The 26,919-nt window shown below is 62.7% G+C and carries 23 protein-coding genes; 12 read left to right on the forward strand and 11 right to left on the reverse strand.

The genetic code is table 11. From position 1 onward, the window contains the following. Nucleotides 1-31: 31 nt before the first annotated feature. From ACNA1V_RS04025 to ACNA1V_RS04045, 5 genes are all read left to right on the forward strand, one after another. Nucleotides 32-1,318 (forward strand): WD40/YVTN/BNR-like repeat-containing protein, encoded by a 1,287-nt coding sequence (locus ACNA1V_RS04025; protein ID WP_415832297.1) that lies wholly within the window; start codon nucleotides 32-34, stop codon nucleotides 1,316-1,318. Next, nucleotides 1,315-3,750: an efflux RND transporter permease subunit gene (locus ACNA1V_RS04030; RefSeq protein WP_415832298.1), complete on the forward strand. Its 2,436-nt coding sequence runs from the start codon at nucleotides 1,315-1,317 to the stop codon at nucleotides 3,748-3,750. The genes ACNA1V_RS04025 and ACNA1V_RS04030 overlap by 4 nt, the downstream gene beginning before the upstream one ends. A 69-nt stretch (nucleotides 3,751-3,819) precedes the next feature. Next, nucleotides 3,820-4,809, forward strand: a complete 990-nt coding sequence (locus ACNA1V_RS04035) for a DODA-type extradiol aromatic ring-opening family dioxygenase (protein ID WP_068366289.1) — start codon at nucleotides 3,820-3,822, stop codon at nucleotides 4,807-4,809. Nucleotides 4,810-4,894: 85 nt separating this feature from the next. Continuing rightward, a complete protein-coding gene (locus ACNA1V_RS04040; protein ID WP_415832299.1) occupies nucleotides 4,895-6,067 on the forward strand; it encodes an FAD-dependent oxidoreductase in 1,173 nt (390 codons plus the stop codon). Between the two features lie 85 nt (nucleotides 6,068-6,152). Next, nucleotides 6,153-7,025, forward strand: a complete 873-nt coding sequence (locus ACNA1V_RS04045) for an alpha/beta hydrolase (RefSeq protein WP_415832300.1) — start codon at nucleotides 6,153-6,155, stop codon at nucleotides 7,023-7,025. 145 nt (nucleotides 7,026-7,170) lie between these two features. Here ACNA1V_RS04045 and ACNA1V_RS04050 read toward each other — a convergent pair whose 3' ends face one another. From ACNA1V_RS04050 to ACNA1V_RS04075, 6 genes are all read right to left on the reverse strand, one after another. Next, the gene (locus tag ACNA1V_RS04050; protein WP_415832301.1) at nucleotides 7,171-9,528 is read right to left on the reverse strand and encodes a TOTE conflict system archaeo-eukaryotic primase domain-containing protein; all 2,358 of its coding nucleotides are present in this window, start codon (nucleotides 9,526-9,528) and stop codon (nucleotides 7,171-7,173) included. Beyond that, nucleotides 9,521-10,075: a hypothetical protein gene (locus ACNA1V_RS04055; protein WP_009517702.1), complete on the reverse strand. Its 555-nt coding sequence runs from the start codon at nucleotides 10,073-10,075 to the stop codon at nucleotides 9,521-9,523. The genes ACNA1V_RS04050 and ACNA1V_RS04055 overlap by 8 nt, the downstream gene beginning before the upstream one ends. A 109-nt stretch (nucleotides 10,076-10,184) precedes the next feature. Further along, complete coding sequence (locus ACNA1V_RS04060) at nucleotides 10,185-11,909, reverse strand: DUF262 domain-containing protein (protein ID WP_415832302.1); 1,725 nt, start codon at nucleotides 11,907-11,909, stop codon at nucleotides 10,185-10,187. Between the two features lie 15 nt (nucleotides 11,910-11,924). Next, the gene (locus tag ACNA1V_RS04065; protein WP_415832420.1) at nucleotides 11,925-14,447 is read right to left on the reverse strand and encodes a DEAD/DEAH box helicase; all 2,523 of its coding nucleotides are present in this window, start codon (nucleotides 14,445-14,447) and stop codon (nucleotides 11,925-11,927) included. After that, nucleotides 14,444-16,987, reverse strand: coding sequence for a site-specific DNA-methyltransferase (locus ACNA1V_RS04070; protein ID WP_415832303.1), 2,544 nt, complete (start codon nucleotides 16,985-16,987; stop codon nucleotides 14,444-14,446). Before ACNA1V_RS04070 ends, ACNA1V_RS04065 begins: the two co-directional genes overlap by 4 nt. A gap of 76 nt (nucleotides 16,988-17,063) precedes the next feature. Continuing rightward, entirely contained in the window at nucleotides 17,064-17,270 is a 207-nt protein-coding gene (locus tag ACNA1V_RS04075) for a helix-turn-helix domain-containing protein (protein WP_009517698.1), read from the reverse strand. 180 nt (nucleotides 17,271-17,450) lie between these two features. Here ACNA1V_RS04075 and ACNA1V_RS04080 point away from each other — a divergent pair, with 180 nt between their 5' ends. Beyond that, nucleotides 17,451-17,654, forward strand: coding sequence for a hypothetical protein (locus ACNA1V_RS04080; RefSeq protein ID WP_415832304.1), 204 nt, complete (start codon nucleotides 17,451-17,453; stop codon nucleotides 17,652-17,654). A 7-nt stretch (nucleotides 17,655-17,661) separates the two neighbouring features. Further along, nucleotides 17,662-18,150, forward strand: coding sequence for a DUF3489 domain-containing protein (locus ACNA1V_RS04085; RefSeq protein ID WP_415832305.1), 489 nt, complete (start codon nucleotides 17,662-17,664; stop codon nucleotides 18,148-18,150). Nucleotides 18,151-18,897: 747 nt separating this feature from the next. Here the strand turns inward: ACNA1V_RS04085 and ACNA1V_RS04090 are convergent. From ACNA1V_RS04090 to ACNA1V_RS04100, 3 genes are read right to left on the reverse strand one after another with little or no spacing between them, the layout of a single operon-like run. Further along, nucleotides 18,898-21,042 carry an AAA family ATPase gene (locus tag ACNA1V_RS04090; protein WP_415832306.1) on the reverse strand — a complete coding sequence of 715 codons (2,145 nt, stop codon included), beginning with the start codon at nucleotides 21,040-21,042 and terminating at the stop codon, nucleotides 18,898-18,900. Further along, nucleotides 21,039-21,284 (reverse strand): hypothetical protein, encoded by a 246-nt coding sequence (locus ACNA1V_RS04095; protein ID WP_047349148.1) that lies wholly within the window; start codon nucleotides 21,282-21,284, stop codon nucleotides 21,039-21,041. The genes ACNA1V_RS04090 and ACNA1V_RS04095 overlap by 4 nt, the downstream gene beginning before the upstream one ends. Continuing rightward, on the reverse strand, nucleotides 21,281-21,505 hold the full coding sequence (locus tag ACNA1V_RS04100; protein WP_239883035.1) for a helix-turn-helix transcriptional regulator: 225 nt from the start codon (nucleotides 21,503-21,505) through the stop codon (nucleotides 21,281-21,283). The genes ACNA1V_RS04095 and ACNA1V_RS04100 overlap by 4 nt, the downstream gene beginning before the upstream one ends. 329 nt (nucleotides 21,506-21,834) lie before the next feature. Here ACNA1V_RS04100 and ACNA1V_RS04105 point away from each other — a divergent pair, with 329 nt between their 5' ends. The 5 genes from ACNA1V_RS04105 to ACNA1V_RS04125 all read left to right on the forward strand — a co-directional run bounded on the left by ACNA1V_RS04105 (nucleotide 21,835) and on the right by ACNA1V_RS04125 (nucleotide 25,558). Beyond that, complete coding sequence (locus ACNA1V_RS04105; protein WP_047349150.1) at nucleotides 21,835-22,722, forward strand: hypothetical protein; 888 nt, start codon at nucleotides 21,835-21,837, stop codon at nucleotides 22,720-22,722. A 10-nt stretch (nucleotides 22,723-22,732) separates the two neighbouring features. Continuing rightward, a complete protein-coding gene (locus ACNA1V_RS04110; RefSeq protein ID WP_157497240.1) occupies nucleotides 22,733-23,113 on the forward strand; it encodes a hypothetical protein in 381 nt (126 codons plus the stop codon). Nucleotides 23,114-23,301: 188 nt separating this feature from the next. Then, nucleotides 23,302-23,763, forward strand: coding sequence for a DUF2924 domain-containing protein (locus tag ACNA1V_RS04115; protein ID WP_047349177.1), 462 nt, complete (start codon nucleotides 23,302-23,304; stop codon nucleotides 23,761-23,763). After that, nucleotides 23,760-25,109 carry a recombinase family protein gene (locus ACNA1V_RS04120; RefSeq protein WP_415832307.1) on the forward strand — a complete coding sequence of 450 codons (1,350 nt, stop codon included), beginning with the start codon at nucleotides 23,760-23,762 and terminating at the stop codon, nucleotides 25,107-25,109. The genes ACNA1V_RS04115 and ACNA1V_RS04120 overlap by 4 nt, the downstream gene beginning before the upstream one ends. Then, nucleotides 25,106-25,558 (forward strand): hypothetical protein, encoded by a 453-nt coding sequence (locus ACNA1V_RS04125; protein WP_047349152.1) that lies wholly within the window; start codon nucleotides 25,106-25,108, stop codon nucleotides 25,556-25,558. The genes ACNA1V_RS04120 and ACNA1V_RS04125 overlap by 4 nt, the downstream gene beginning before the upstream one ends. A gap of 236 nt (nucleotides 25,559-25,794) precedes the next feature. Here ACNA1V_RS04125 and ACNA1V_RS04130 read toward each other — a convergent pair whose 3' ends face one another. Together ACNA1V_RS04130 and ACNA1V_RS04135 are read right to left on the reverse strand one after the other, a co-directional pair. Continuing rightward, a complete protein-coding gene (locus ACNA1V_RS04130; protein WP_415832308.1) occupies nucleotides 25,795-26,295 on the reverse strand; it encodes a GNAT family N-acetyltransferase in 501 nt (166 codons plus the stop codon). Beyond that, nucleotides 26,292-26,585 carry a type II toxin-antitoxin system TacA family antitoxin gene (locus ACNA1V_RS04135; protein ID WP_284466361.1) on the reverse strand — a complete coding sequence of 98 codons (294 nt, stop codon included), beginning with the start codon at nucleotides 26,583-26,585 and terminating at the stop codon, nucleotides 26,292-26,294. Before ACNA1V_RS04135 ends, ACNA1V_RS04130 begins: the two co-directional genes overlap by 4 nt. Between the last annotated feature and the right edge of the window lie 334 nt (nucleotides 26,586-26,919).

Consider the following 26,919-nt stretch of genomic DNA (forward strand, 5'->3'; position numbering starts at 1 on the left):
ACCCGGATTTGCGCGGGTAGGGGAAGCAAACATGGCGTCAGTTCAGCAAGGACCGGCCAGGCAGCCGGGCAGTCAGGCAGTGATGGCGGGGATACCTGGATCTCACTGCCAGGTTTTGAGTGGCACGCCACTACGTGAGCGCCTACGTGCTCACCGCTTGCCGGCCGCCGGGCTGGCAGGTGTCGGGTTGGCAGGTGTTGGGTTGTATATGGCCGCCCTGTGCATGCCGGCCGGGGCGGCGGGAGTGTTGCCGGGGTCAGGAGCGCGGCCTGCGGGGGCGCTGGCGGCAACTGGCATGCTGGCTGGCGGGCAGGATGCCCGCGCCGGGCAGCCGGTTGCCCCGGCCTTGCGCCGAGAGGCGCTGGTGACGCCCCGGGCCGGGCACGCGGTATTGCAGGCGGCTGCGCGTGCCGGGCAGCGGCTGATTGCAGTTGGGGAAAGGGGCGTACTGCTGGTCTCCGAGGATGACGGCGGGCACTGGCGACAGATAGGCGTGCCGACCAGCGTGGCCCTGACGGCGGTAAGTTTTGCCGATGCCAGCCATGGCTGGGTGGCAGGGCATGGCGGCAGCATCCTGGCCAGCCGGGATGGCGGCCTGCACTGGACGCGCCAGCTTGATGGCGCGCAGGCCGCGCGCATGCTGCTGGAGCAGGCACAGGGCAGCGGGTCGCCACCTGCCGTTGCCGAAGCTCGGCGCCTGGTGGAAGAGGGCGCCGACAAGCCATTTCTCGACATCCTGTTCACCGATACCCGCCATGGCTGGGCCGTGGGCGCCTATAACCTGGCATTTCGCACGGAGGATGGCGGCGCCAGCTGGGAACCGGTGTCGGCGCGCTTGCCCAATCCTGGCGCACTGCACCTGTATGCGGTGCGTGTGCTGGGCCAGACCGTGCTGATCGCTGGCGAGCAGGGGCTGGTCATGGTATCGCACGATGAGGGGCGTAGTTTCCAGCGCCTAAGTGTGCCATACGCCGGCAGCTGGTTTGCAGCGGAGCTGCTGGGGCCGCAGGATTTCCTGATGGCGGGCCTGCGCGGCAATGTCTGGCGCAGCCAGGATGGCGGTATGAGCTGGGCGCAGCTCCAGGGCGGGCCTCCCGTGAATATCACCGCGTCGACGCGTGACGCCAGCGGCAAGGTGCTGCTGGCCAACCAGATGGGTATGGTGCTGGTGCTGGAGGACGGCGGCCTGCGCCCGGTCGCCGAACATTTGCCGGCGCTCAATGGCCTGCTGGCATTGGCGCCGGGCCGCTGCCTGGGCCTGAGCTTCGCCGGAGCACTGGCCGTGCCCTGCAAGGTGGAAACAGGGAGCGCGTCATGAGTCTGCCCAACGCCTGCCTGACGCCGGGAAACCTGGTGGCTAGACTGGAAGATTTCGATCCGCGTTCCGGGTCGTTGCTGGAGCGTTTGCTGTTCAATCACCGCCGCTGGGTGGTGCTGCTTTGCCTGCTGGTGACCTGTTTCATGGGATGGCAGATCACACATTTGCAGGTTAATGCCAGTTTCGAGAAAACCATCCCGGCGCATCATCCCTACATCGTCAATTTTGCCGCGCACCAGGACGATCTCGCTGGCCTGGGCAATGTGGTGCGCATCGTGGTAGCCAACCCGCAAGGCAGCATTTACGACCGCGAGTATCTCGACACCTTGCGCGAGCTGAGCGACGAAGTGTTCCTGTTGCCAGGGGTAAACCGTTCGCAGATGAAGTCGCTCTGGACCCCGACGACACGCTGGACCGGCGTGACTGAAGAAGGCCTGGAAGGCGGGCCGGTGATTCCTGACCAATATGATGGCGGCCCGCAGAGCCTGCAGCAGCTGGCCACCAATATCGGCCGCTCGGGTGAAATCGGGCAGCTCGTGGCGTTCGATGCCCGTTCTTCGGTCATCTTCGTGCCCTTGCTGGCCCAAGCGGGGGGACAGGCGCTGGATTACGGGGCGTTGGCCGCCAGCCTGGAAGCACTGCGGGACAAGTACGAACAGCGGGGCGTAACGCTGCATATCGTTGGTTTTGCAAAAATCGTGGGCGACCTGATCGACGGCGTGCATGACGTGCTGGCCTTTTTCATGCTGGCCCTGGCCATCGCGGCGCTTATGGTGTTCTGGTACACCCGCTGCGTGCGCTCCACGCTGCTGGTTGTGCTGGTGTCGCTGGTGGCAGTCGTGTGGCAATTAGGTACGCTGCCGCTGCTCGGGTATGTGCTCGACCCGTACTCCATCCTGGTGCCTTTCCTGGTATTCGCGATAGGCATGAGTCATGGGGCCCAGAAGATGAACGGCATCATGCAGGATGTCGGGCGCGGCGTGCACAAACTGCTGGCGGCGCGCTATACCTTTCGGCGCCTGTTCATGGCGGGACTGACGGCATTGCTTGCCGATGCCGTCGGGTTTGCGGTATTGCTGGCGATCGACATTCAGGCGATCCGCGAACTGGCGATTGCCGCCAGCCTGGGGGTGGCGATGCTGATTGTCACCAATCTGGTGCTGTTGCCTATTTTGCTCAGCTATACCGGTGTGAGTGCGCGCGCGGCGCGTCGCAGCCTGATGGCTGATCAGGCCGCAGCGACAGGGCGTGGCCAGCGGCTGTGGAATGCGCTGGCCGATTTCACTCAGCCGCGCCGGGCGGGGGCGGCCGTGCTGCTGGCCGTGCTGCTGGGCGGAGCGGGTTTCTACGCCAGCACACGCCTGCAGATCGGCGATCTGGACCAGGGCGCGCCCGAACTGCGTGCCGATAGCCGCTACAACCGGGACGTAGCCTATATGGGGCAGGCGTATGGCGCGAGCACCGATGTGCTGGCGGTCATGGTCGAAACGCCTGAGGGCGAGTGCGCGCGCTATGAAACCCTGAACCGCATCGACGCGCTGGAATGGGAATTGCAGCGCCTGGAGGGCGTGGAGGCCACCAGTACGCTGGCGCAATTGACACGCCGGGCAGTCATGGGTCTGAACGAAGGGAACCCCAGGTGGTATGAATTCATTCCCAACCAGAGCATTCTGAACTCCGTCACTGGCGCCTCGCCGCGCGGCCTTTACAACGAGGCTTGCAGCCTGCTGACGCTGTATGTCTATCTGCAGGATCACAAGGCAGCCACCTTGACGCGCGTGACGCAGCATATCGAGGCCTTCGCCCGCGTCAATGACAGCGAACATGCACGCTTCCTGCTGGCGGCCGGCAGTGCCGGCATCGAAGCCGCCACCAACGAAGTCGTGAGCGATGCCTGGCGGCGCATGTTGTTCATGGTGTATGGCGCCGTGGTGCTGCTGTGCTTCCTGACGTTCCGCAACTGGCGCGCGGTGGTAGTGGCTGTGTTGCCGCTGGTGCTGACTTCACTGCTGGCCGAGGCTGTCATGGTGTTGCTGGGCATAGGCGTGAAGGTGTCCACGCTGCCTGTCATTGCGCTGGGCGTCGGCATAGGCGTCGATTACGCGCTTTACATCCTGTCGGCCATGCTGGCCAACCTGCGCCAGGGCATGGCCTTGCGCGAGGCTTATCGCGGGGCGCTGCTGTTTACCGGCAAGGTGGTGATGCTGACGGGCTTCACGCTGTCGGCGGGTGTCGCCACTTGGATATTCAGCCCCATCAAATTCCAGGCCGACATGGGGCTGCTGCTGGCATTCATGTTCCTGTGGAACATGCTCGGCGCGCTCGTGCTGCTGCCGGCGCTGGCCTATTTCCTGTTTCCCCGCGCCTTCCGTTCCGGACGTGCGCCCGAACCGGTGCAGGCGTCCACGCTGCCGCCGGCGCCTTCCCATTGACCGTGGATGTTTCTTCCCGGCGGCGTTGCCATCGGGAGAGACGAACCAGAAAGAGAGAGGAGTACAGAGATGACCCAAACGCATGACAAAGTGGCTGCCGCTTTCGGCATCACCCATACGCCCGGCCTGGGCAACCTGATGGACCGGCCCAGCCGCGAACAGATCGGCCGTATCCTGGCAGGGTTCGAGGTAGTGAAACAGCAGGTGAGTGCTGCACGTCCGGACGTGATGATCGCCTTTGTGAACGACCACTTCGACATGTTCACACGGCGAGGCATGCCGGCATTTGCGGTAGGGGCCGGTGCGACCCATTGGGGTCCGACGCCGGAAACCGAAGCCTGGATACAGATGCAGCGCGGCCCGGTGCCGGGCCATCCGGAAGTGGCTAATGCGATCTACCAGGGCCTGATGGAGCAGGGTATAGAGCCTTTCCTGTTCGATGAAGCCGAATTCGTACATAACGTCCTGATTCCGAAGAAATATCTTTGGCCAGACCTGGACATTCCCGTTGTGCCGATCTACGTCAACTGCTTCCTGCCGCCGCTGCCGAGCTGGCGCCGGGTCTATGAGCTGGGCGCTGCCGTGCGCCGAGTGGTTGATGGCCGGGGGGAACGCGTGGCGTTCATGGCCAGTGGTGGTATTTCCCACTGGCCGCCCATCACGACCAATGACATGAGCGCCGACGACCCGCTGGTGCCGCGCCTGGAACAATTGCACCTGCTGGGCCGCGATGCCTTGCGCCTGGACCCTGCGCTGCCCATGGCGCTGCTGGAACGCGAGCACCAGATGGTGGCTTCTGGCCGGCCGCTCATCAATGTGGAATGGGATCGCATGATCCTTGAAAAGCTGGCGGCCGGCGATGTGGCTTACTTCAGCAGCCTGACGCACGAAGCTGCGCGTGCCGAGGGGGGCGACGGCGGCCTGGAAATGATGTTGTGGGTTGCCCTGATGGGCGCCATGCGCGCCGAACCGGCAGACATCGTGCTCTACGAGGCGGTGGAGGAGTGGATGGGAGGCGTGGGCCTGATCAGCTATGGCCGGGCTTTGCGTCAGGGATGACGGATGGGCCGGACGGCGGCCTGTCGTCCAGCGCAGCAGCGACCCTCAATATGCCCGTGCAGGCACGGGCCTCCAGGAGTGAGACATGAGCATGAAAGCAATCATCAGTGGTGGCGGCATCGGCGGGCTGACCACGGCAACAGCGCTGGCGCAGCGCGGTTGGGACGTCACAGTGTACGAATCCAACCCGGTCTTGCGCGTGACAGGTTCCGGCATCTACCTTTGGACCAATGGCCTCAAGGTACTGCGCGACATCGGCGCCTACGAACGTGCCCTGCGCGATCCGTTCTGGTCCTTGGGGGTGGAGAACCGTAACCAGGACAATGAAATGATGACCCCGGCCTTCGTGCCGCCGGGGCTGGACATCCTGTGCGTGGCGCGCACCGATCTTCTGGCGGGGCTGGAAGAAGCCGCGCGCCGCTCGGGCGTGCGCATCGTCACCCATGCGCAGGTCGTGGGTGCGCGCGCTGATGGCAGCCTGGCCTTTGCCAATGGCGACCGGGTCCGGGCTGACCTGGTGGTGGGCTGTGACGGGGCAGGCTCCCCGGTGCGCCGCTCGCTGGGACTGGAAACCTCGTTCCTGCGTTCACCTGAAGGAGCACTGCGCACCATCGTCAAGGCGAAGCAGGAGGACCTGGACCCGGCGGATCGAGGCCGCTGCTTCGAGAACTGGAATGGCAGACGGCGCCTGCTGGTGACGCCCATCAACAGCGAGGAAATCTATCTGGCGCTGACATGCCCGGAGCGCGACGACGAAGCGCGTGACCCGGCTGTCCTTGACTGCTGGCGCACGGACTTCCCGCACTGGCGCTTTCTGCTCGACCGCATCGACGCCGAAGTGCTGTGGAATGTCTATGCCATCGTCAAGTGCGACACCTGGTCGGCAGGCCGCGCCTGCATCCTGGGCGATGCGGCGCATGCCCAGCCGCCCAACTTCGGGCAGGGCGGCGGCATGGCCATGCAGAATGGCATGGCGCTGGCCGCTTACATGGCAAACGTCACGGACAGGCGCGACATCCCGGACGCGCTCAAGGCCTGGGAGGCGGCGGTACGTCCCTTGACGGACGAATGCCAGTATTGGTCCTGCATGTGGGGAGAGCTGGTTTCCCTGCCCAATGAAGAACGCACGCGCCTGCTGCGCAGTGTGTCCAGCAATGCCTGGCTGGGCGGAAAAATCTGTGGTCCCGGCATGTCCGAACCCATCGTGCGTACGGACTGGGCGCCCGCGCCCTGGCTGGGCAGGCGCGTGGCGGCTTGAGACAGTGCAGGAGACAGGCCGCTGCGAAGCCGCCACGGCTGCGCGTTGAAGTGCAGCCATTCAACCAACCATTGAGGAGTACGAGATGCCTTTTGATCAGTTACCTGAGCGTCCCCCCATGCATTTTCCGGCAGCCGATGCCTATTCCGACGCTGTGCTGGCGCGCTCGCGGGCTGCTGCGGCATTGCCCGGCATCCGCCTGAGCGCAGACCGTGCCTATGGCAGCCACCCCGACCAGCGGCTGGACATCTATGCGCCGGCAGGCGAGCGCACCGGCCTGCCAGTATTGGTATTTGTGCATGGCGGCGCCTGGGTCGGTGGTTACAAAGAATGGGCGGGATTCATGGCACCCGCGCTGTTGCCACAGCCGGCTATCTTGGTATCGGTGGAATATCGCCTGGCGCCTGAATATGTCTATCCGGCTGCCGTTCAGGATGTCGCAGCGGCCCTGAAATGGGTGCAACAGCACATCGCGGAATTCGGCGGCGATCCCGGCCGCATTCTGTTGTCCGGGCATTCGGCCGGCGCACACCTGGCGAGCCTGGTGGCGCTGGACCCACGCTGGCTGGCAGCCGAAGGGTTGGGGGTCGATTGCATCCGTGGCGTGTTGCCGATTAGCGGGCTCTACGACTTGCAGTATGACACCAGCGACGAGCGCAACCGCTTCGCCGCTGCCATCTGTGCGGCCTTCGTTCCCGAGTCGGCCGACCTGCCGGCGGCCAGCCCGCTGTCGCACGTCAGTCCGAGGGCGGTGCCATTTCACATTACCGCAGGCCAGCATGACCTGGGCAATCTCGCCAGCGAGGCCGTCACGCTGTGCGCCAGGTTGCAGGCCGCCGGTGTGTCAGCCACCATCAATATCCTGCCCGGCCATGATCATTTCGATGCCCACGCCCGCTGCGTCGATCCTGGCCATGTCTGGTTGGCCTACGCCAGGGAGATGCTGGGACGGGTTTAAGAGTGCCGGCTGGACGAAAAAAAACCAACCGGAAACCGGTTGGTTTTTCTGGGAAGTGGTGGTGGGTGGCTGACCATCTGCCGACCGGCCTCCCGAGCTTATGAGCACTGGCGCGGGTTGCTGCAGGCACTGGCGAATTCACACCTCACTTCAAATCTTCACTGCTGATGCGATACCCCATCGCCCGGTAGCCACGCTGCCGCTTGTCCCACATCCGCAGCAGCGCCGGATGACCGGTGTCGACGAAGTCGATGATCCGCACGTCAGTCTTGCTGGCGTGCTCGCGGTGCAGGCGCCCGGCGTACTGCTGCAACGTGCCCTTCCAAGACACCGGCATCGCGAGAACCAGGGTGTCGAGCGGCGGGTGATCGAATCCCTCGCCAACCAGCTTGCCGGTGGACAAAAGGACGCGCGGCGCGTCGGGCGGTAGTGCATCCAGGTCCGCGACCAGCGTCGCTCGTTGCTTCCTGGACATTCTTCCGTGCAAGACGAACGGGGCCGGTTGCAGGCTGTCGAGTTCCGTCTTGATGGCATCGAGGTGTTCTGTGCGTTCTGTCAGGACCAGCACCTTGCGTCCCTGCGCGACGGCATCGCGCACCTCGGCGGCAATGGCAGCTGTTCTGGCCGAATCGTTGGCGAGGTGCCGGAAGACGTCCTGAATGCCAGCATCGGTCGGCACGTCGATCCGGCCGAAGCGTGAACGAGGCAGCACTTCCAGATCACGCGGTGCCCCGGCTGGCTTGGCGGCCGTGTATCGGATCGGCCCGCACTGCATGAAGATGATTGGCTGCTGCCCGTCGCGGCGAATCGGGGTCGCCGTCAGGCCCAGCACGTATTTCGCCTTGGTCCGCTTGAGGATCGCGTCGAAGGAGACTGCGCCGACGTGGTGGCACTCGTCGACGATCACCTGCCCATAGTCCTCGACCAGCGGGTTCACCTCACCCTGGCGGGACAGGGACTGCATCACCGCGATGTCGATCTTGCCAGTCGGTTTGGCCTTGCCGCCGCCTATGGTGCCGACCACGCCCTTGGCGACACCCAGAAAAGCTTGCAGGCGCTCCTGCCATTGCTTGAGCAACTCCGTGCGATGCACCAGCACCAGGGTGTTGACGCCCCGCCGGGCGATCATCGCGGCGGCGGTGACCGTCTTGCCGAAGGCAGTTGGCGCGCACAGCACGCCAGCATCGTGGGTGAGCAGTCCTGCAACAGCGGCTTCCTGATCGAGGCGCAGACTGCCGACGAAAGACACATCCAGCGGCTGGCCGCCGAAGCGTTCGTCTCGCAGGTCACAGGCAATACCGTTCTCTCGCAGCAAGGACAGCGCGGCATCCAGGCAACCGCGCGGCAGGGCGATGTGCTGGGGATAGCTCTCGGCGCATCCAATGACGCGCGGCTTGTCCCACACCGACATCCGCATCGCCTGGGCCTTGTAGAACTCAGGGTTCTGGAAAGCCGCCAGCCGGATCAGCCGGTTGGCCAGAGCCTGCGGCAACTCGGCCTTCTCGAAATAGATCAGATTGGCCAGCGTGACGGTCAGTGACTTCGGCATCGGACCGGCCAGTTTCTTGGCCGATGTATTCTCGCGCTTCCAGGGCGTGGCCAGGTCCTCGTCGTCGATGAAGGTGACGTCTAGCGGATGGACGCCACCCGAGGCCCGGAGGATGGTCGGCTCGATATCGTGCGCGGCCATCGGCTGGATGGACGCGAGGAACGCCCATTGATCAGGGTACGGTCGCAGATCGGGATCGACAAAGACGCTGAAACCCTGCTCCCTCGGACCTTTCTGCAGCGGCAAGGCGATCAGGTTGCCGAACCCGCCTTTGGGCATGGTGTCCTGGTTCGGGAACAGTCGGTCATAGGATTCCAGCTTCAGTTGCCGGGTGCGAGCGCAGGTATGGGTGATGATGGCCGTGCCCAAGCGGCGGGCATCACGCGCTGAAACCCGGCTGGCGAAAAACACCCATGCATGCGCGCCATTGCCGGACCGCGAGATTTCCAGCGCAGCCGGAACACCCTGCTCTTCGCAGGACCGCATGAACGCTCTCGCGTCGTCGCTCCAGTCGGCCTCGTCGAAATCCACAGCCAAAAAATAGCAGGTGTCATCCTCCAGCAGCGGATAGACGCCTACTGTGTGCTCGCCGGCCAGGTGATCGTAGATCACCGCATCGGACAGTGGGATCAGCAGGCGATTGCTGCAATCGCCGCATTTGATGCGCGGCTTTTCGCAGATACCGGCGCGCCACTCATTGGCGCAGGCTGGTGCGTAGCCCGACTTGCCTGAGGTCTTGCCTTCCCATCGAACTGGATAGACATCGGTGCGGCCTCGAAACAGACGGCGGAACAGCGCCACCTTTTCGGCAGTGGAAAGCCGGGACGGTTCCGGCTCCCTCGCCACAACGATAGCTGATTGCGGCGCACGCCACTCAATGCCGTGGGATTCAAGAAGCGCGATCAGGCGGGCGTTTTCGGCCTGCAAAGTTGAGAGAGCTGTCCGTTCAGTCATCGACCCCGTACTCGGAAAGCAACTCATCCATATCGTCGCCTACGCCGTAACCAAAGTTGTGGCTGATGTTTCGAACCACGCACAGACGTCCCCAGAGCGTGGATCGCGCCGCATCGGGCAATGCAGCAATCGCCTTCAAGGCCTGTTCGAACATTCGCACCAGTGCGTCGAAGTACCCCTCGTCCTGCAGGCCAATGTCGTTGCTGAACCCGGCTGCACGCTCACAGTAAAACACCATCAGTTCCGCAAGTCCGTCGGGTTGCCCGACAGCTTTCTTGTAATCCGAAATAGCCTTTTTGGCCTTGGCTACCGAGGTGTCCTGGTTCTTGAACACGTCGGGCCAGAGCCAGCGGTCGATGGCGGCCTTGTAGGGCTTGAGCACATCTTCGCCGAGTCCGAAGCGGGCGTGCAGGAATGCCTGGTTGTCTTTACTGGCGGCGTACAGGTCTTGCACAAGCCCCATCAGGCCAGCGCGGTCGAAGTCGGCCAGTTTGGTTTTAACGTCGCTCCAGCTGGGGGTCGATTTCGGAGTTTTCTTCGTTGCCACGCGCTTCACTCCCTGGGCCGAATCGTTGCGCTGTGTTTAAAAGTCGGGGCCAAGAACTCCGTCGCAAACATACAAACGAGAATCCAGTTCCCGCCCACCAGCTGCGGAGTCATGCTTTGATCCCATATGACCCGGCCAGACGATTCAGCAAATCCTTATGCCGCACCTCTAGATCACCCAGAGTGAAGGTACCCAAGGCCAGGAGACGCTGGGAGTTTGGCAAGCTTTCAACTCGGTCCTCGAAGTAACGCACCCGTTTATCGGCAAAGTCCAGGTTGCCCAGCGACGTGTTCTTACGTCGTGACAGAAGCATCAGGTTGCCGAGCCGGTGAAGCCATACCTCACGCTGCGCATCGGTGAAATCCTTGAGCCATTGGCTGGCTTTGCCCGGTGTCTGCGGCAGAATGTGCTCGACGCTGATCTCGTCGGGCAAGTTCAAGGGTGCGGCATGACTGGCCAGCAGATATTCCAAACGCAACAGCACATACCTGGCAAAGCGCCGCCCATAGATCGCACCGTCGAGCAGATCCATCAGCTGCTTAGAGTCGAAATCGAAAACCCTGCTGGCCAAGACCTCGTCTGGAGTCCTGGCTGACTCGATGGCCTTGAGCACCTCGTTCATGTTGCTGATCCGCTGGGTTGGTGTCAGCTGCACAATCCAGTCGGCCGAAAATTTGTTATCGATGCGCTCGATCAGATCGAGCAGTTTCTGAGCCTTGAATTTGCGATACCAGGCCAGCACCGGTGGAATCCAATCGGTGGCAGGCAAGCCACGGCGCATCACGTTGATGCGGTTGCGGTACGCGTTGCCAAGGCTGGTTGGCAGGCCATCAAACTGGATTGCCTCGTCGAAAGCGTCCTTGTAGGCTTTGACAGCCTCAAAACTGTCAGTGCCCAGCGCCAGCAACGGTGGTTTGGCACCGTAGATGCGCTCGTCGAATTCCTTGAGCAGACCTTCGCGCGCCTTATCTTTCACGTAGATCGTGCGCACCAGGGATAGGAATCGGTCGAATTCATCACGACCCATCTCGCCCTCGACCTCCTCCCAGTATTCGGCCCATTTGGTGCGCTCACTGTCCTTGCTGATGGCGCCAAGGTTTTTGGCCTTGAGGATGTCGCTGTTCGACAGGGGGATGCCCCGGTCGTTAAGGATGGTGAACAGGCGGAAAGCGTCGTCCAGATCCTCGGTGGAGACATAGATGAACAGTGCGTTGTTCAGCAAATATCCCACAAAGCGGTCAAAGTCTGCCTCAGACGGAAAACGGGTGGTGTCATCAATACTGGCATGTATGGTCTGCAAGCCTGCGGCCATATTCGACAGCGACAGGTTCTTGCTGGCTGCGATGCCCACCAAATCCGGGCTCTGAGAGCCACCATCAGTCTTGATGTAACTTTCGATGAAGGTGCCAACGTTATCGCGAATGTCATAGACGATGCGATTGCGACCGGGAATCTTCTTCCACTTGTTCTCTTCCTGGAACAGCATTTCACGGCAAGCGGCTTTAAGCTTGTCATCCGTCACTCGGTCACGGATGCAGGCCAGCATCAGCATTAACGTGGTCAGACGCTGCTGGCCATCCAGTAGTTCGTACTCTTCAAAGCTCACCCCGTCGGTGGTGCGAGTTGCCTTGCGCAGCACCATAGAACCCAGAAAGTACTGCCCTTCCGGGTTGTGCTCGCTGGCGTAATTCACATCATCGATCAGCTCGGAAATCTCATCTTTGCCCCAGACATAGGCTCGCTGGTAATCCGGGATGCGGAACCAGAAACGCGAGAACACCTCGCCAATGACGATCTTGGCGCTCTCGATCTGCCCCTTTTTACTTGAACTCATTTCCACTCCCTGGGATTACTTGGATGCAACAGCAAACAGATCGTCGAGCTGCGGATTACTCGTGATCAGCAACAGCTTTTTAATCGTGGCGGCCTGATTGATCTCCAGGCGCGCGAAATGCTCGCCACCCGCGGAAGACTGTTTGCGGATCAGTTGGATGCGCCCGAACAGCGCGCCGTGCTTTTCCGCAAACTTTGCCAGCCCGACGGCTTTCTCAAAGTTGTCACTCAGGCTAGGGTCGTGGGGTTCCAAAATGTCGATGGCGAAGTCGCTGCCGACTTTGCGCACCACGACCATATCCGGAAACATCGGACGCACGTCACTGCCAGTTTCATACGGGATTTCCAGCGACCACGGTTTGCGATCCAGATTGCGCAGCCAGCCGACCACTTCGGCTTTGGCCAGCTCCTCCTTCAATATCCCGGCTTCCCAACTGCCCAGCTCGGCGCGGAACTGGCCGTTACCCTCCACATACAGATGCCGCTCCCAGAGCGGATCAGTCGGCAGGCGCTTGAAGTCGATGGATGCCGGCAAATGCCACGGCACTTCGCTAGGTTTGGCTGTTGCCAGGCGCAGCTTTTCGTAATTGACGCGTCGCTGCTCCTTGAGTTTGTAGATGGCCTTCTTGTGCTGGTCATAAAGGCTGTCGAAGGCCGCCTCCGCCTTGGATTCCAGAACAGCCATTTCTGCCGCGTTGCGGGCCAGAACGATGGCCTCGACCTTCACATCCAGCGCATCGCGATCCGCGTGAGCGCGCCAGTACTCCATCTGCAGGCCATGGCTGAAGGCGCGACCAGCTTCTTCAAACAGCCGATCAATGTCTACGTCCGAGGCATCAATGTGATAGTCCGCAGTCGGCTCAGCTACGCCAGCGCCGTTATTGACAGCCAGGGTCCGCAGGCCAACCTGCGTGATCGCTTTGGCCGCAGCATCGAACTGGCCTGCCGCCTTGATCGCGGCGACCTGCTGCCCCATCCACTCAACAATCTGCTGCTTGGCTTGGCCCCAGGCATCGTCATCGATCTCATCGATGGTCAGGCTGCGTGAGATGGCCATATACCGGCGCAGCGGGCTTTGTGCTCGAGCAGCATTCACGCGGTAGGTGATCACTTCATCAAGTGCCGCAAAGATGGACTCGCAGCCTTCGCGCCGCTTGAGCACCACCAGATTGCGGCTGGAGCCGGTTTCGGCGGGCGGCACATCTTCCGCGTTGTGCAGCGAGGCCACCACGCTTTCCACGGCCCCCGTATCGAAGTAGGGCAAAAACAGATGCACATCGTTGAGCGCCGCATCCTTTTCGATGCGGCGTGCCAGCGGCGTGCGCACCATCCGGCCCAGCAACTGGGCGATGTAGGTGTGGTCCTCCGCACGGCGGAACGACATCATCACTTCGGCGCGCGGGCAATCCCAGCCGGTGGACAGGCTGGTCTTGAAGAACACCACACCGATGTTTTTGTCCGCATCAATCCGCGAGGCTTCGACCTTGCGCACCCGGCGGCCGCCCACGTCCAGGTCACCCGTGTCGTGCATCGCATGGGCAACCTCGCCTTCGTTCAGGCGACGGCCAATGGCACTCTCGATCACGGTCAGCGCTGCGCCAAGATCGGTCTTGGTGAGTTGACGGTCGGAACCGTTTTCGACCTGCACCACCAGCACCGGCCAGATGATTTGCTCTTTTTCGTCATGGCAATACGCGCCCCAGGCGGCCGTCATCTGTCCCCAGCGCCGGGCGGCTTCTTCCAATAGCGCCATCTCGGCTGTCGTGGCAGCTTCAGGGTGATGAATCAGGATGCGGTCTTTCAGCAGGCCGGATTTACGCACTTCTTCTGCCGGTACGGCCACCTTGTGCGTGGTCACGGTGTGTTCGGCATTGGCAATCAAATCCAGAAACCGCTTGGGCGTAGCCGAGACGCCAATCACCATCGGCATCTTGACCAGGCCCACCTCGGGGTACCCCAGCAAGAAGCGCTGCATCAAGGTTTGCGCAGCCTGCGCTCCCTTGCCCGAGGTCATGCCGCGGTGCGCTTCGTCGATCACCACATAGAAGCGATCCGGAATCGCCCGTGCCGTATTGGTCAGCGTTTCCCAGATCAAATGCTGCCGTCCGTCGCCACGGTTGGTCAGCGGTTGATTTACGGCCAGCTTCTGCGTGTTGATGAAATAGATGCGCCCGCCATCCAGCAGGGGCGCGTCGAAATGCGCATCAATGGTGATGAGCTGATTAACCCGGTACACCTTGTCCGACTTGCTCTCGATCTTGAGCTTGGTTTGCTCGTTGAGCTCGGGCATGTCCGACACCCACAGGATGACGGCATCGGGCTGCGGCGCCCAATCCAGCGGCCAGGCCAACTGGTCATCGGGCTCGTCCAGAATGGCCTCGAACAGCGCCGTCATCATGATGGTCTTGCCGCTGCCCGTAGCGGCCGAGAAGGCCACGACTTGCTGGTTATCCGGCGACACGCTCTTGCGGGCGCTCACCAAGGCATCGCGTAGTTTGCCCAGCGCGTCTTTCTGAAAATCGAACAGCGTGACCTTCATGCCCGCGCTCCCTGGATATCGGTGTGACCGGCAGCGCGGTCCTGATTCTTGTTGATCATGAAATTGAGCAGGTAATCGCGGTACAACTGCACCACCCCCAAGCCGGGATTGGCCTGGCCCGCCACCTCGCGCACATCTTGCGCCATGGTTTTGAAGGATTCGTCCGCATCGGTGACGATGAACACCTGCCTCAAACATGGTTGGCCTGTGCGGCCTTCCAGCGCTTTGAGCAAGCGGCCCATGCGGGTTTCATCAAGCAGCACCACGAAATTGCTGCCCTCCGGTGCAAACACCACAGGTTCGGGCTCTCCACGGGGCAGTTCAGGGCGCGGCCCCAAAGCGCCCGACTTCAACCACAGCAGCGGCAGGATTTCGCGGAAGGCCTGGCGCAAGGTAACGCGCTCCTTTTCCAGAAAATCTAGCTTGAAGTACGCCAGATTGGCGGCAAAACCCGCGCTCATCGGGCGCTTTTCTTCCTCCGGTACCAGGATCGGCCCGAGCAACTCGGTCACCAGTGTTTTCAACTGCTCAAACACGCGCTTGACGGGCGTGACGATATAGAAGTCAGTGATGTGCTCTTGCCCGTCTAGCGCCTCCAGCCAATCTTCTGCGGCTGCCGGGTCAAACAACACGCTGGCCTTGTGGTCGTCCGACACGATGAATCGGCACGGGTCTTTCACCAGCGTTTGCGGCAAGCCGTCGATCAGCGCCACCACCTGCTTTTTCTTGGGCAGCGTGTCGAGCTGCGCAGGATCGACAAAACCGATCTGTGTGAAGCTGCGCGCTTTCTCCCGCTCCACCGTTTTGCCGGTCAGGTATTCACCGGTCAGCACCGAACCATCGTCGCGCTGGCCGAGGATGGTGTACTTGCTGCGCGGCCAGGTCACCGAACGGCAGATGCCCTGCGCCTCCCACTCGTCGTCGCCCGGTTGCAGACCGCGGGCGCTCAGCGCGGCGGCTTCTTCTGCCGAGACTTCGTTGTTGGTGACCAGGATGCAGCGGCGTGACCCGCCATCGGTGGCGTTGAGCAGGTTGACGGCATTCAGCGTGGTGCCGCTGCCTGCGAAGAAATCGACGATCAGTGCGTTGGGGCGATCGCGGACAACGGCTGCGACTGCATCGCGAGTGGCATAGAGCGATTTGGGAAACGAGAATTTTCGTCCTTCGCCAAAGATCGATTTGAGTATGTCAGCGCCATAGGCCCCGGCATCGTGTGCACTGCGATGCCAGACGGTTTTGATCTGTCGTTCGCGCTCCTCAGCGTATTCAACGCTTACAACATTGCGTAGCTTGTCAAACTCGACGACCCGAATCGCGCCACTTTCAATTTGCAGTTGAAGTTTGCGACTAAGGTACGAGATACCCCAAGTTCGTCTGCTCTCATCAAAACCGCCTAGGCTTACGTAGCCTTTCTTAATCAATCCACGCAACGATTCAGGACCAACGCCCCAGTTCCCGAAACTTCCATCCATGCGAATCGGCCAAGCAGCGGCAAAACCGTCAACTTTCGCGTCCAAGTCTGGAGTTTGATCCAAAGGAAGGTAATCACCAGCCCCAACAATGGCATTCCGCTTAGTATCAATAAGCACGGGGAAGAACATCTTGTGTCGATCCTGGCGGCGCGCGTTTGTACCTGACCGAAGAAGCCCCTTCCATCGCGGAGTCGTATTTGTGCCAGGTTTAGCTGGCGAAAGCAGGTCATCACCCAAGCTGTTTACGAATGCTTGGTTTCCAAAACAAAAAAGTGCGTACTCCTCAACCCTAGAGAAACGCCCCTGAGTTACACCTTTTGGGTTAATAACGATGGTTACCAACTGCCGGTATGCCTCCGGAAATTCCCGCTCCAGCAGCATCCCAAGGTGATGCACCTCGTGCTCGTCAATCGTGACGATCAGCACTCCGGTGCCTGGCTTGAGCAGTCTCTTGGCCAGTTTCAGCCGCTTTTCCATGAAGGCCAGCCATTTGCTGTGCCGCCAGCCATCGTTGCCGTCCACGTAGTCGTTGTTGTATTTCCAGTCGCGCGCGCCGGTGTTGTAGGGCGGGTCGATGTAGATGCAATCCACCTGACCGGCATACAAATAGTCCAGCAGTTGCAACGCGTGGTAGTTGTCGGCCTCGATCAGCGTGTGCCAGGGGGCATCTGCCGGGCCGTTGGCCACGGCATCTACCGGCACCAGCGCGGGGAAGATCGGCTCGCCAAACTCCCGCACCACCAGCAGCTCATCTACCGGCAACTGCACCGGCTCTGCCGCAGCACGGGTGGGATCGCTGGGGTGCGTTTCGTTGCTGGGTTTAACGCAGGTGGCCACGCCCGCATGGATGGACTTGATTTGCCATACATCTTTCAGCGCACCCTGACGGCGGCACACCAGATCGCCCTTGCGTGGCTTGGCACCATGCAGTGGCAACAACTCGGGCAGGTGATCTTCGAACACCAAACCGAATTTCTTTTCTTTCTTCGCGTTGTCCCACTCGGCAGCAAGGCGCTCGCGCAGGCGCGGATCGCTGATTTGGGCGATCAGGGTATCAATGGCGGACAAACTTCCCTCCTTTTGGCCTGCCAACCCACGCGGGCAACAGACTCGTGTTCATTCAGCAATTCGATGGGCCCAGTCATCACGAGCCCTTTTCTTCCTGAGCCGCATGCTCATCCGCACCACCGGCGCGCACCCAGTCGTCCACCTCGGAAACCTGGAACTTCCACAACCGCCCCACGCGGTGTGCAGGCAGGCCCTTGCGGTCGATCCAGCGGTAGATCGAATCGCGCGTGACACCCAGATGCTCGGCAATCTGGTCCACGGATACCCATGGTTCAGCGGTCATGGCAATGCTCCGGTGACAGCGGCTTGGGCGGCATAAAGTCGGTTTCAGTCGTAAAGGACGTAATTTATCAGTTTGGCGCGTGGCCGGCGAGCGCCCGATGCCCAGAGCATGATCTTTAGCTTGGCTTGCTTGTGGTTCAGCGCGTGAATGGTGGCGTCATCCATCAACCGGGAGCCCGCCATGACCACCCAGCCCACAGCCCTCGACACCTACCTGCAGCGCCTGCCGCTGATCCTCGACAAGATCGAGGCCTTGCGGCAACTGGCCGACGACCACTTCCGCCACGACTCTGACGCCATCCACTGGGGGCACGTGGGTGACCTCGGGCGGATGGATCAGGCGCTGGACGACCTGCTGGCGATCTTCGACGGCCAGGCCAAGTGAGGGGGCGATGATGGACACCCTGCCCAAGCTCTCCCCGGCGCAACGCCTGCTGCTGCGTACTGCGGCCCGCCGTGCCGATGGGCGCGTGATCCCGCCCGCCAACATGCGCGGCGGGGCGCGGGTCAAGGTGCTGACTGCACTGCTGCAGCGCGGGTGGATCGACCCTGCCGACAGCGGCCACGTGCTGACCGACGCGGGCTATGCGGCCATCGGCCTGCAACGACCCGTGCCGCCGGATGACGTCCAGCCGATGGACGCCACCGACGACCTCCAACTTCTGGAGGGCATCCCGATCCGCCCCGGCACCAAACTCGCCGCCCTCGTGGTGGCGCTGCGCCGCCCGCAGGGTGCGACCAGCCTGCAACTGATGCTGGCCACCGGCTGGCAAAACCATACCGTGCGCGGGGCAATTTCCGGGATGCTGCGCAAGAAGTTGGGCCTGAACGTGGTGCTGGCGCACAACGACAGCGGCGAACGGGTGTACCGGGCGCTCTGATTGGTGGCCAAGGGTGTCCAGTTTCTGGAGGCCCTCCCGCGCTGATGCTCCGGCGCGTCTGACGGATCGGACGGACTACGTCGTAACTCCTACGCGTGCGCGTGCGTGTGCGCCTCACAGGGAGTTACGACAATCTGTGTCCGATCCGTCAGACGGTGTGCAAAACGCTCGTGGGCCGATTTCAGCAATCCAGGCGGCGAATCAGCCGCAACCCCGCAGCAGCATTGTGTTTTCGTCCCTGGCCGTTTTCCGCGCGGTCGGGTGCAAACCTGCAAACCGGGTACGCACCCAGGTGCGCACCTTCTGCGTTGCCGCCATCCCGTACACGCCCGCGCTGGCGAGGCTTTGGCCCTCTGGCCCGCGCTGCCGGGTGCGAACCGCAAACCCTGCAAACCTTGTTTTCTGGTCGGACGGTAGCTCAATGCTGCGCTCGCGCCCCCCGTATTGGAATATCGCCAGGAAGGACCCGTTTTGCCTGTGGCGGTCGATGGGGTCGCAAATCGCGACCTCATCCACGCGAGTGAGGTGAGCATTCCCAATGCTCACCCTCTCTTTAGAGAGGAATCACCGGGAACCCGGGAGTGCGTTGATTTCATTGGGTTTTAATCCTTACCAGCTCCGCTGGAAACGATTTGCCCCGGGAACGATTTAAACCCTTGTGTTTGCTGGCGGTAAATCATTCCCACCCCCTGAGCGTTCCCGGTGGGAAAGCGGGAAGCCGGGAACGATTATTGGGGGCGGGAAGCATTACTCGACGACAGGCCGACCGGCGCTGGAGCGGGTCAGGTGGCCGGTGACAAACACCGCCTGCCCTTGGGCGACCGGGCCATCGGGCATGTCGAGCCACTTCACCAGCTTCGAGCCTTCGGCCATGGCGGTGATCAGCTCACCCTGCGCCAGTAAGGCATCCACCCAGCCGGTGAGCCGATGCTTGCCGATGGCGTGAAAGGCCTCAGGCAGTTCATGGCGGCGCTCGTACAGGCCGTTGCCGCCGGTCTTGGTGTAAGGCTGGCCATCCCGCGCGGCACGGGCGATGGCGGCTTTCAGCGCGGGCAACAGGTCATCCGGCTCCGGCCGGGTCTGGCGCAGACGGTCGCTGCAATCGATCAGCAAGCCGCTGACGCCGCGCAAGAAGGTGGTCACGCGCAGGTTGGCGCGGCCATTGGCCTTGACCACACCGCCCATCACCACGCGGCCACGCTCAAACGGTTCGCCCAAGGCCTCGCAGAGCTTCCTGGCCTGATCTTCCTTGGGGTGCCACAGGGCGTAGACCGCCCGCACACCATCGACCAAGCCGCCGGTGCCCCGGATCGCCTCGCGGGCCTGCTCAGGCGTGGAGGCCTCGCGCTTGGCAAAGTGGTGCGACACGATCACCGATGCGCCCGTACTGGCCGCCAGCGCAGCCAAGCGGGAGCAGACGAACTGGGCGTTCTCCGGCACGTTCAAATCCAGCGCGCACAGCGGCTGCAGCGGATCGAGCACCACCAGGCACAGGCTGGGCATGGCCTTGAGTTGCCGCTCCAGATCCATCCACGCCGCCGTGGTCGCGGGGCCTCGGGTGGCGGGATCAGGTGCAAACAGCGGCACCGCGCCTCCAGCATCGGGCAGTGGCAGCACGTAGAGCCGGTCGGGAATCGGGCCCAAGGCGTTGAGCCGGTTGTGCACCTCGATGGCATCGTCCTCGGCGGTGATGTAAATCGCTACGCCATGACCAGCCAAGGCACCGCCGAACAGTGTCGGCGCATTGGCCCAGACGCCGTCGAAAGCTGCGACCTCCCGCGTGAGCGCCAGCAGCAGGAACGATTTGCCGACCCCGCCCGCAGCAGCGATCAGAGCGGCCTGTGCCTGGGGGAACACGCCTTCGACCAGCCAGCGGCGTTGCTGGGGCTGCCCGATGAAGCGATCTGCTGCGCGCCAGCGGGTGATGTCCAGCGCCGGGGTGGCGGTGGCAATGTCGGTGACCGGCTGGGAGGCGCGCAGCAGCGCTTCGACATCAAAGCCTTCCGCCACGGCATCGGCAGCATCCCACTTCGCGGGCTTGTCCTGCGGTACGCTGACGCGCCGGACCGTGGCCCCGATGCTCGCCAGTTTCTGGATGACGGCAGCGGCATAGCGCGCGCCCGCTTCATCGTGATCGGGCCAGACGGCGACCGTCTTGCCTGCCAGCGGCATCCAGTCGGTTTTATCGATGGCCGTGGCCGCGCCACCCATGCCGGTGGTGGCTGCGATGCCCAGTTGCATCAGGGCGTCGGCACACTTTTCACCTTCGACCAGCACCACGGCATCCGCTGTAGCGATGGCGGGCAGGTTGTAGAGCGGACGCGGTTCCGGCATCCGCATCGCCCGTGCCCGCACATCCCAAGGGCGGTACTGTTTGCCGGTGGGTGTGTCGTGACGATAGACGCAGGCCAGCAGGCTGCCATCGGCGGCCAGGTAATCCCATTTGCCGGTGTGCGGGCCGAGATCGTCGTAGGCACGGCTGGTGTGCACTGCGGGAGCGGAAACCATACGCGGCACCATCAGCCAATCGCCCGCGTCTTCCAGCAGGTCGCTGAAATCGGCGGGCAAGTGGTAGCCCCGGGTGCTGGCCCACAGCGCCAGCACATCGCCCGATTCGCCGGTGGCGAAGTCGATCCACAGGCCGCGCTTGGGGCCAGCCAATTCAACCACCAGGCTGTCGCCCGGCTCACCGTGCAGATTGCCGATGAAAAACTGGCTGCCGCGCCGTTTGCCGCGTGGAAACAGGTAGAGCAGCACCGACTCCAGCTGGTCCAGCAAGCGAGCGCGGACTTCGTCTTTGTCGTGGCGAGGCACGATGACATCGGCCGCATCGTTGAAATCAAAGAAGGGATGGCGGGCCACGGTGGTGGCTTGGGTTGTGGTCGCCATCATTGCGTGTGCTCCGCACCCAGACGGGCCTTGAACCAGTCACCATTGGCGCGCACACAGTAGTAGGCGCGACCGGGGCCGGTGTCCTCGGCATCGGGCACGATCCACAACTGTTCGCGGGCGTCGTACCGCCAGCTGCCCGGGCCGAACATTTTGTCGAGCATGGCCTCGATGCCGTGTTCGGTAATGTGGGCACGCAGTTGCCGGGTGAGGTGGTCGCGCTGACGGCGTTGGGCGCGGTTCATTGCCAGATTCCTTCGCTGACAGACTGCCCTGCGGTGCAGCGGCGGGTGCGCTGTGCCTCGTGTGCCGACACATCATCCATGCGGTACAGCACCCGGCTGCCCAGCTTGAGAAACGTCGGGCCATTGCCGGTCATGCGCCAGCGCTCGAGGGTTTTTTCGGAAAGGCCCCAGCGGGCCGCGAGGGTGCGCGGGGTGATCAGTTCGGGCAGCGTGTGTTGCATCGGAATCTCCTGTCGTCAGTGGGGGACGCTGTTCCGTCGAGAGGGATGTGCGCCCGCAATGAGGAGATTCTTCGCCTGCTGATTTCCGAAGGCAAATGGCCAAAATTCGCTTTTGTGCGAAACGGGCACCAATAGCCCCCAAGCGTTACTCTAAATTGCTATCTGCTTCAGGGCTTTTTTACAACAGTGCCCCGGATATCGAGGCCGAGCACGACTGAATCGTGCCCGCAAACCCTCAGCCACCCGCTCCGCCCTGATCGACCTGAACTGTCTCCACGCGGACCATTACACCTGTCTGAACCGTTCTCTATTTTCGACAGGAGCCCGCCGTGAATCTGATCCGCCGCAGCAAGAAATCCACCGACGCCACAGCGAATACCGAATCCCCTTTGAATGAAATCGGGGACGTCAGCGCCGTGGCGCAAATGTTCGAGCGTCTGCGTAAGCAGAACGCCCAATACGATCAGGCCATTGCCGCATTGGTCGCCGCCAACCGCATCACCTGTGGCTGGGACAAACCCGCCGAGCCGGAGATGACGCTGACCATTCAGCGAGATGTACTGGCGGCCTTGGGCGATGCGGATGCGCTGGCCAAGTTCGATCAAGAACACCAGCAGGCGCTGGCACAAGAACAAGCCGCGCGCGTGAAGGCCACGCAGCAGGTGCAGGAAGCGCCGACCCGCGTCAAGGCGCTGGAGCAGTACCTCAACGAACTGGCCGGGCAGATGGTGGCCGGGCTGGATGAGACGCTGATCGATCAGGAAATCCGCCGCATCTTCCGACCCAGCGCGCAGCGGATGCTGGAGGCGGCGAAGCACTTCGTTCAGGCCTGGCGCGAGATGCAGAGTGTGGAAGGCGTGTTGCTTCAGCGTGTACGCCTGACCCACACCCGCGTGACGGGCGATGCCTGCACCCGCTATGACCACGAGTTGATCGGGCGTGCGCGCGACGGCGAATTGTTGCCCACGCTCATCGAAGGGCTGACGTTTGAGGAACTGCGAGACCTGAATGACCAGTTCACTCGCACCGACAGCGAACTGGTCACGGCACTGGACAACGCCTTGCGCAGCGCGGGCTTCGACGGCTGGGGCCTGAAGGTCTATCACCCCAAAGGCAATAGCGACGAACGCCGCATCTACGCCCCCGATCCCAATCCGCCGAAGAAACACCTCGACCCCGGCCACGGCCTGTCGACCGTCGTGCGCGTGGATGTGTGAGGGGTGCCGCATGGAAATCCAGCCTTCCCGCCCGCGCTTGCCGGATCGCTTCGGGCCGCTGTCGCCGCGCATCGCGCCAGGGCCAGAAGGTCTGGATCGCCTGCCGGTCCGACAGCAGTCATTGCCACTGGCCGCACACGCCGCTGACGCACGCCCCGTCACGCCGTGGACGGACAACACGGCACCAGACGAGCCGACGTGGACGACGCCGGGGCGTGAGGCCTTTGCGCCGGTGCGGAGGCTGCGCCGCCCGGTACTGCGCCGTCGGGTGCGGGTGTGGTGGGAACGCTGGCTGCTGGCCGCGCTGCGCCTGACCTTTCGGCTGGAGCGCTGGTGGCGCAGACGGCAACGCAAATACCCATGGCAGCGGCAACGAACACGGCGCCGGTGAAATGGGTCCTTCCTTCAGAGAAACCCATACGGGGGGCGCGGGCGCGCTGCCCCGTCAGCGACAGAACCTGAAACCGGGTTACCACCCGGGTTACCGGTTACCACCTGATCGAAAGAGCGCGGTTTGACTTGGCTTCTGGCCGCCACAGCGCGTTCATGGACCTGTCTCAACCACAGGAGAAATTCGAAATGACGGACACACCCAACGGCAGCATCTCGGCCCAATTGGCCGCACTGCCGTCCCTGCCGATGGCCGAGCTCTGGGCGCTGTGGGATCAGCACTTTCCCCGGCGGCCCAGCCACCGCAACCGCAATTACGTCGAATCGCGTCTGGCCTACCGCATCCAGGAGCTGACCTACGGCGCACTGCCCACCAACATCCGCAAGTTGCTGGTTGAGGCCGGCGCCAAGCATTCCAAGATCAAGTCGGCCGCGGGGCGCAGCGCGCAGACCCTGCTGATGCCCGGCACCACGCTGATCCGGGAATGGGATGAACGCGAGTACCGCGTGACGGTCACGCCCGATGGTCTGTATGCCCTGGATGGCCAGGTGTTCAAGAGCCTGTCGGCGGCGGCGCGCCACATCACCGGTACGCGATGGAATGGGCCGAAGTTCTTTGGTCTGCGCGGCGGCAAAGGGGATGGTCAATGAACGCGCCTTTACTCGTTCCGCCCAAGCGCTGCGCGGTCTACTGCCGCGTGTCCAGCGACGAACGGCTGGACCAGTCCTTCAATTCCATCGATGCCCAGAAGGAAGCCGGGCACGCCTTCATCAAGAGCCAGAGCCACGAGGGCTGGATCGCCGTGGCCGACGACTACGACGATGGCGGCTACTCCGGCGGCAACATGGACCGGCCCGCGCTGCGCCGCCTGATGGCTGACATCGAGGCCGGAAAGGTCGACATCGTGGTGGTTTACAAGATCGACCGGCTGTCACGCTCGCTGGCGGATTTTGCGAGGATGGTCGATGTGTTCGACCGCCACCGGGTCAGCTTCAGCGCCGTCACGCAGCAGATCAACTCGGCCACCTCGATGGGACGGCTGATGCTCAACGTGCTGTTGTCCTTCGCCCAGTTCGAGCGCGAGGTCACCGGCGAGCGCATCCGCGACAAGATCGCCGCCAGCAAGGCCAAGGGAATGTGGATGGGTGGGCCGTTGCCGCTGGGGTACGACGTGCGCGACCGACTGCTGGTGATCAATGAAACAGAGGCTGCCCTGGTCCGCCGCATCTTTGATGACTTCGTGACCGTGCGCTCGGCCACGCTGATGGCCAAGGCCTACGGCGCTGAAGGTGTGGTCACCAAGGGTGGCAAGCCCTTCACCAAGCAGACGATCTACAAGATGCTGCACAACCGGATGTACCTGGGCGAGATCGTCCACAAGGGGAAGAGCTTCCCCGGGCAGCATCAGGCCATCGTGACGCAGGCGCAGTGGGATGCCGTGCACGCACTGATCGCCACCGATGGCATCGAACGGCGGCGCGAAACCAACGACCGCCAGCGTGAGCCAGTGTTGTTACGTGGCCTGCTGTTCACGCCTGATGGTGAACGGCTGGTGCCGAGCTACACGGTCAAGAAGGGCAAGACCTACCGCTACTACAGCCCGATCAAACACCGGCGCTTTGGTGCGTGGGCCAGCAGCCACGGGCCGTTACCGGCGGCCCCCATCGAGGAATTGGTGACCCAGCAGATCGTGGCGTCGCTATCGGCCCCGCAAATTGTTCAGTCGGTGTGGGATCGGATTCGGACAACCCGTCCAGACCTGTCGGAGCCTGAGGTCGTGCTTCCGATGCGAAATCTGGCGGGCCTGTGGCAACAGCTGTTCCCCGTTGAACAGTGTCGACTGGCGCAGCTACTGATCGACCGTGTAGTGATTGCCGACAGCGGGCTGGAAATCATCTGGCGCGATCAGGGCTGGCAGGAACTGGCCGGGGAACTGCTGCCCGGCACCATTGGCGCGGAATTGCAGGAATGGGAACAGCAGGAGGTGGAGGCATGAAGCCCAAAGTGCAGCCCTTGGGCGCAGCCATCGCCCGCGAACGCCGGGATGGCGGCGAGGTCAAGCTGTCCACCTTCATCCCGCTGAAGATCAGGAAGCGCGGCGCCAGCAAGGTGGTGGTGCGGCCGGATGGGGCGGTCGAGTCGCCGGGCAAGGTCGCCACTCAGATCGACCAGCCCTTGCTCGTGGCACTGACGCGGGCCTTTTACTGGCAGAAACTGCTCGACGACGGTGTGGTCGGCAGTGGCAGCGAGATCGCCCAGCGCGAAGGCCTGCACCACTCGACGGTCAACGAGCTGCTGCGTCTGACGCTGCTGGAGCCGGCCATCATCCAGAGCATCCTGGCCGGGCAGCAGCCCAAGTGCATGAGCCTGCTGTGGTTCCAGCGCAATCCGCTGCCGACCGACTGGGTGGCGCAGCGGGAGGTGGTGGCGGGGTTCGACGCCTGACCGAGTTACGAGCCCTCGAGGACCCGTGCCACATCACTGCGGCATTCGGCGCATTGGCCCACCAGCAGCAAGTCGCCACCCTTAATGGTGCCGCTGAAATGGGTGATCGTGGTTTCGTGACGGCACTGGCCGCACCAGACGTTGGACAGCAGCCGCTAGCGAATGTCGGCAGGGATGGACTCCCAGCGCTGGCGGGCCGGCTTGGTAAAAGTGGGCAGTGATTCGATGGTCATGGTTCAGCGGACCCAGCGACGGGCGTCCTTCAAGAGCAGTAGCAATTGCTGATCGCGCAGCGGTGACGCGATGAACCCGAACCGGGTGTAGAACCTCGCCGCTTCGTCATCGAGGGGATGGGTCAGCATGGCGCGGATGCCGGCCTGCTCGGCAATCAGCATCGTGCGGCGAATCGCATCCTGCAGCAAACCGAAGCCGATGCCTCGCCCCTGATCCGCTACCGAGACAGCGAGCCGCGCCAGAATCACCACTGGCAACGGATACTGCCCCATCCCCTTGCGGATGCGCTCTGGCGCTTCCAGCGTGTCGACTTGTCCCACGGTCAGACTGAAGTAGCCCGCCACGCGGCCATCGTCCTCGGCAACGACAAAGGTCTTGGCCGAGCCGCTGCCCTGCGCCTGGAGGGCGTGGCGCAACAGCCAGTCATTCAACGCGGGCTTGCCGCAATCAAAACCTTCCAGCCGATGCTGCGCGGCCAGCGGCTCCGGTGCGCGCAACGTCACTTCGTGTCCCAGGGCGCCTTACGGGCAAACAGGTCGCGCAAACCCTCGTTGGCCTGTTCGGGGCGATCCAGCAGATCCATCAGGGCCTGGTACTGGCTACCCGAGACCATGAACAATCGTTGGTCCAGCAGGGTCTGCTCGGCGGCCAGGCACGCGCTGTCGAGGATGAAGTCGGTCAGCGACTTGTGGGCCACCTCGGCGGCACGGCGCAGCACCACCTCCTGTTCGGGGGTGGCGCGCAGCCCAAGTCGGGAAGAACGGGCGGAAGGCGACGATGCAACGGCAGTCATGGCAGCACCTCTTTTGTTAGATCAACTGCCGCAATGTTAGTACAAGTGACGCACGCTGTCTAGTTGCGGTGGTGACCGGCGGCCTTGGTTGACGATGAACCGACGCGCGTAAGTTGTTGATTTTGCTAGGCCACCATCTGCGCCTACCCGCAGGCCAAACGGAGAACAGAGACAGCTCCGGCCGAGAAAGTGGCCGATTTCGGGCGTTTCGGCAGCAGGCCACCCGCAGCACAGACGGCCGGAACCCCGCGTGGTGCGGGGATTTCGGGCAAGAAAAAGGGCCCGGAGACTATCCGAGCCCTTGTGTATGGTGGAGCCGGCGGGAATTGAACCC

The sequence above is a fragment of the Kerstersia similis genome (assembly GCF_965139615.1).
GTDB lineage: Bacteria > Pseudomonadota > Gammaproteobacteria > Burkholderiales > Burkholderiaceae_B > Kerstersia > Kerstersia similis.

What these genes read in the sequence shown, in the direction of transcription:
- ACNA1V_RS04025 (WP_415832297.1), top strand. Translation starts at nt 32, where the DNA reads ATGGCGTCAGTTCAGCAAGGACCGGCCAGGCAGCCGGGCAGTCAGGCA.
- ACNA1V_RS04030 (WP_415832298.1), top strand. Translation starts at nt 1,315, where the DNA reads ATGAGTCTGCCCAACGCCTGCCTGACGCCGGGAAACCTGGTGGCTAGA.
- ACNA1V_RS04035 (WP_068366289.1), top strand. Translation starts at nt 3,820, where the DNA reads ATGACCCAAACGCATGACAAAGTGGCTGCCGCTTTCGGCATCACCCAT.
- ACNA1V_RS04040 (WP_415832299.1), top strand. Translation starts at nt 4,895, where the DNA reads ATGAGCATGAAAGCAATCATCAGTGGTGGCGGCATCGGCGGGCTGACC.
- ACNA1V_RS04045 (WP_415832300.1), top strand. Translation starts at nt 6,153, where the DNA reads ATGCCTTTTGATCAGTTACCTGAGCGTCCCCCCATGCATTTTCCGGCA.
- ACNA1V_RS04050 (WP_415832301.1), bottom strand. Translation starts at nt 9,528, where the DNA reads ATGACTGAACGGACAGCTCTCTCAACTTTGCAGGCCGAAAACGCCCGC.
- ACNA1V_RS04060 (WP_415832302.1), bottom strand. Translation starts at nt 11,909, where the DNA reads ATGAGTTCAAGTAAAAAGGGGCAGATCGAGAGCGCCAAGATCGTCATT.
- ACNA1V_RS04065 (WP_415832420.1), bottom strand. Translation starts at nt 14,447, where the DNA reads ATGAAGGTCACGCTGTTCGATTTTCAGAAAGACGCGCTGGGCAAACTA.
- ACNA1V_RS04075 (WP_009517698.1), bottom strand. Translation starts at nt 17,270, where the DNA reads ATGACCGCTGAACCATGGGTATCCGTGGACCAGATTGCCGAGCATCTG.
- ACNA1V_RS04080 (WP_415832304.1), top strand. Translation starts at nt 17,451, where the DNA reads ATGACCACCCAGCCCACAGCCCTCGACACCTACCTGCAGCGCCTGCCG.
- ACNA1V_RS04085 (WP_415832305.1), top strand. Translation starts at nt 17,662, where the DNA reads ATGATGGACACCCTGCCCAAGCTCTCCCCGGCGCAACGCCTGCTGCTG.
- ACNA1V_RS04090 (WP_415832306.1), bottom strand. Translation starts at nt 21,042, where the DNA reads ATGATGGCGACCACAACCCAAGCCACCACCGTGGCCCGCCATCCCTTC.
- ACNA1V_RS04095 (WP_047349148.1), bottom strand. Translation starts at nt 21,284, where the DNA reads ATGAACCGCGCCCAACGCCGTCAGCGCGACCACCTCACCCGGCAACTG.
- ACNA1V_RS04100 (WP_239883035.1), bottom strand. Translation starts at nt 21,505, where the DNA reads ATGCAACACACGCTGCCCGAACTGATCACCCCGCGCACCCTCGCGGCC.
- ACNA1V_RS04110 (WP_157497240.1), top strand. Translation starts at nt 22,733, where the DNA reads ATGGAAATCCAGCCTTCCCGCCCGCGCTTGCCGGATCGCTTCGGGCCG.
- ACNA1V_RS04115 (WP_047349177.1), top strand. Translation starts at nt 23,302, where the DNA reads ATGACGGACACACCCAACGGCAGCATCTCGGCCCAATTGGCCGCACTG.
- ACNA1V_RS04120 (WP_415832307.1), top strand. Translation starts at nt 23,760, where the DNA reads ATGAACGCGCCTTTACTCGTTCCGCCCAAGCGCTGCGCGGTCTACTGC.
- ACNA1V_RS04125 (WP_047349152.1), top strand. Translation starts at nt 25,106, where the DNA reads ATGAAGCCCAAAGTGCAGCCCTTGGGCGCAGCCATCGCCCGCGAACGC.
- ACNA1V_RS04135 (WP_284466361.1), bottom strand. Translation starts at nt 26,585, where the DNA reads ATGACTGCCGTTGCATCGTCGCCTTCCGCCCGTTCTTCCCGACTTGGG.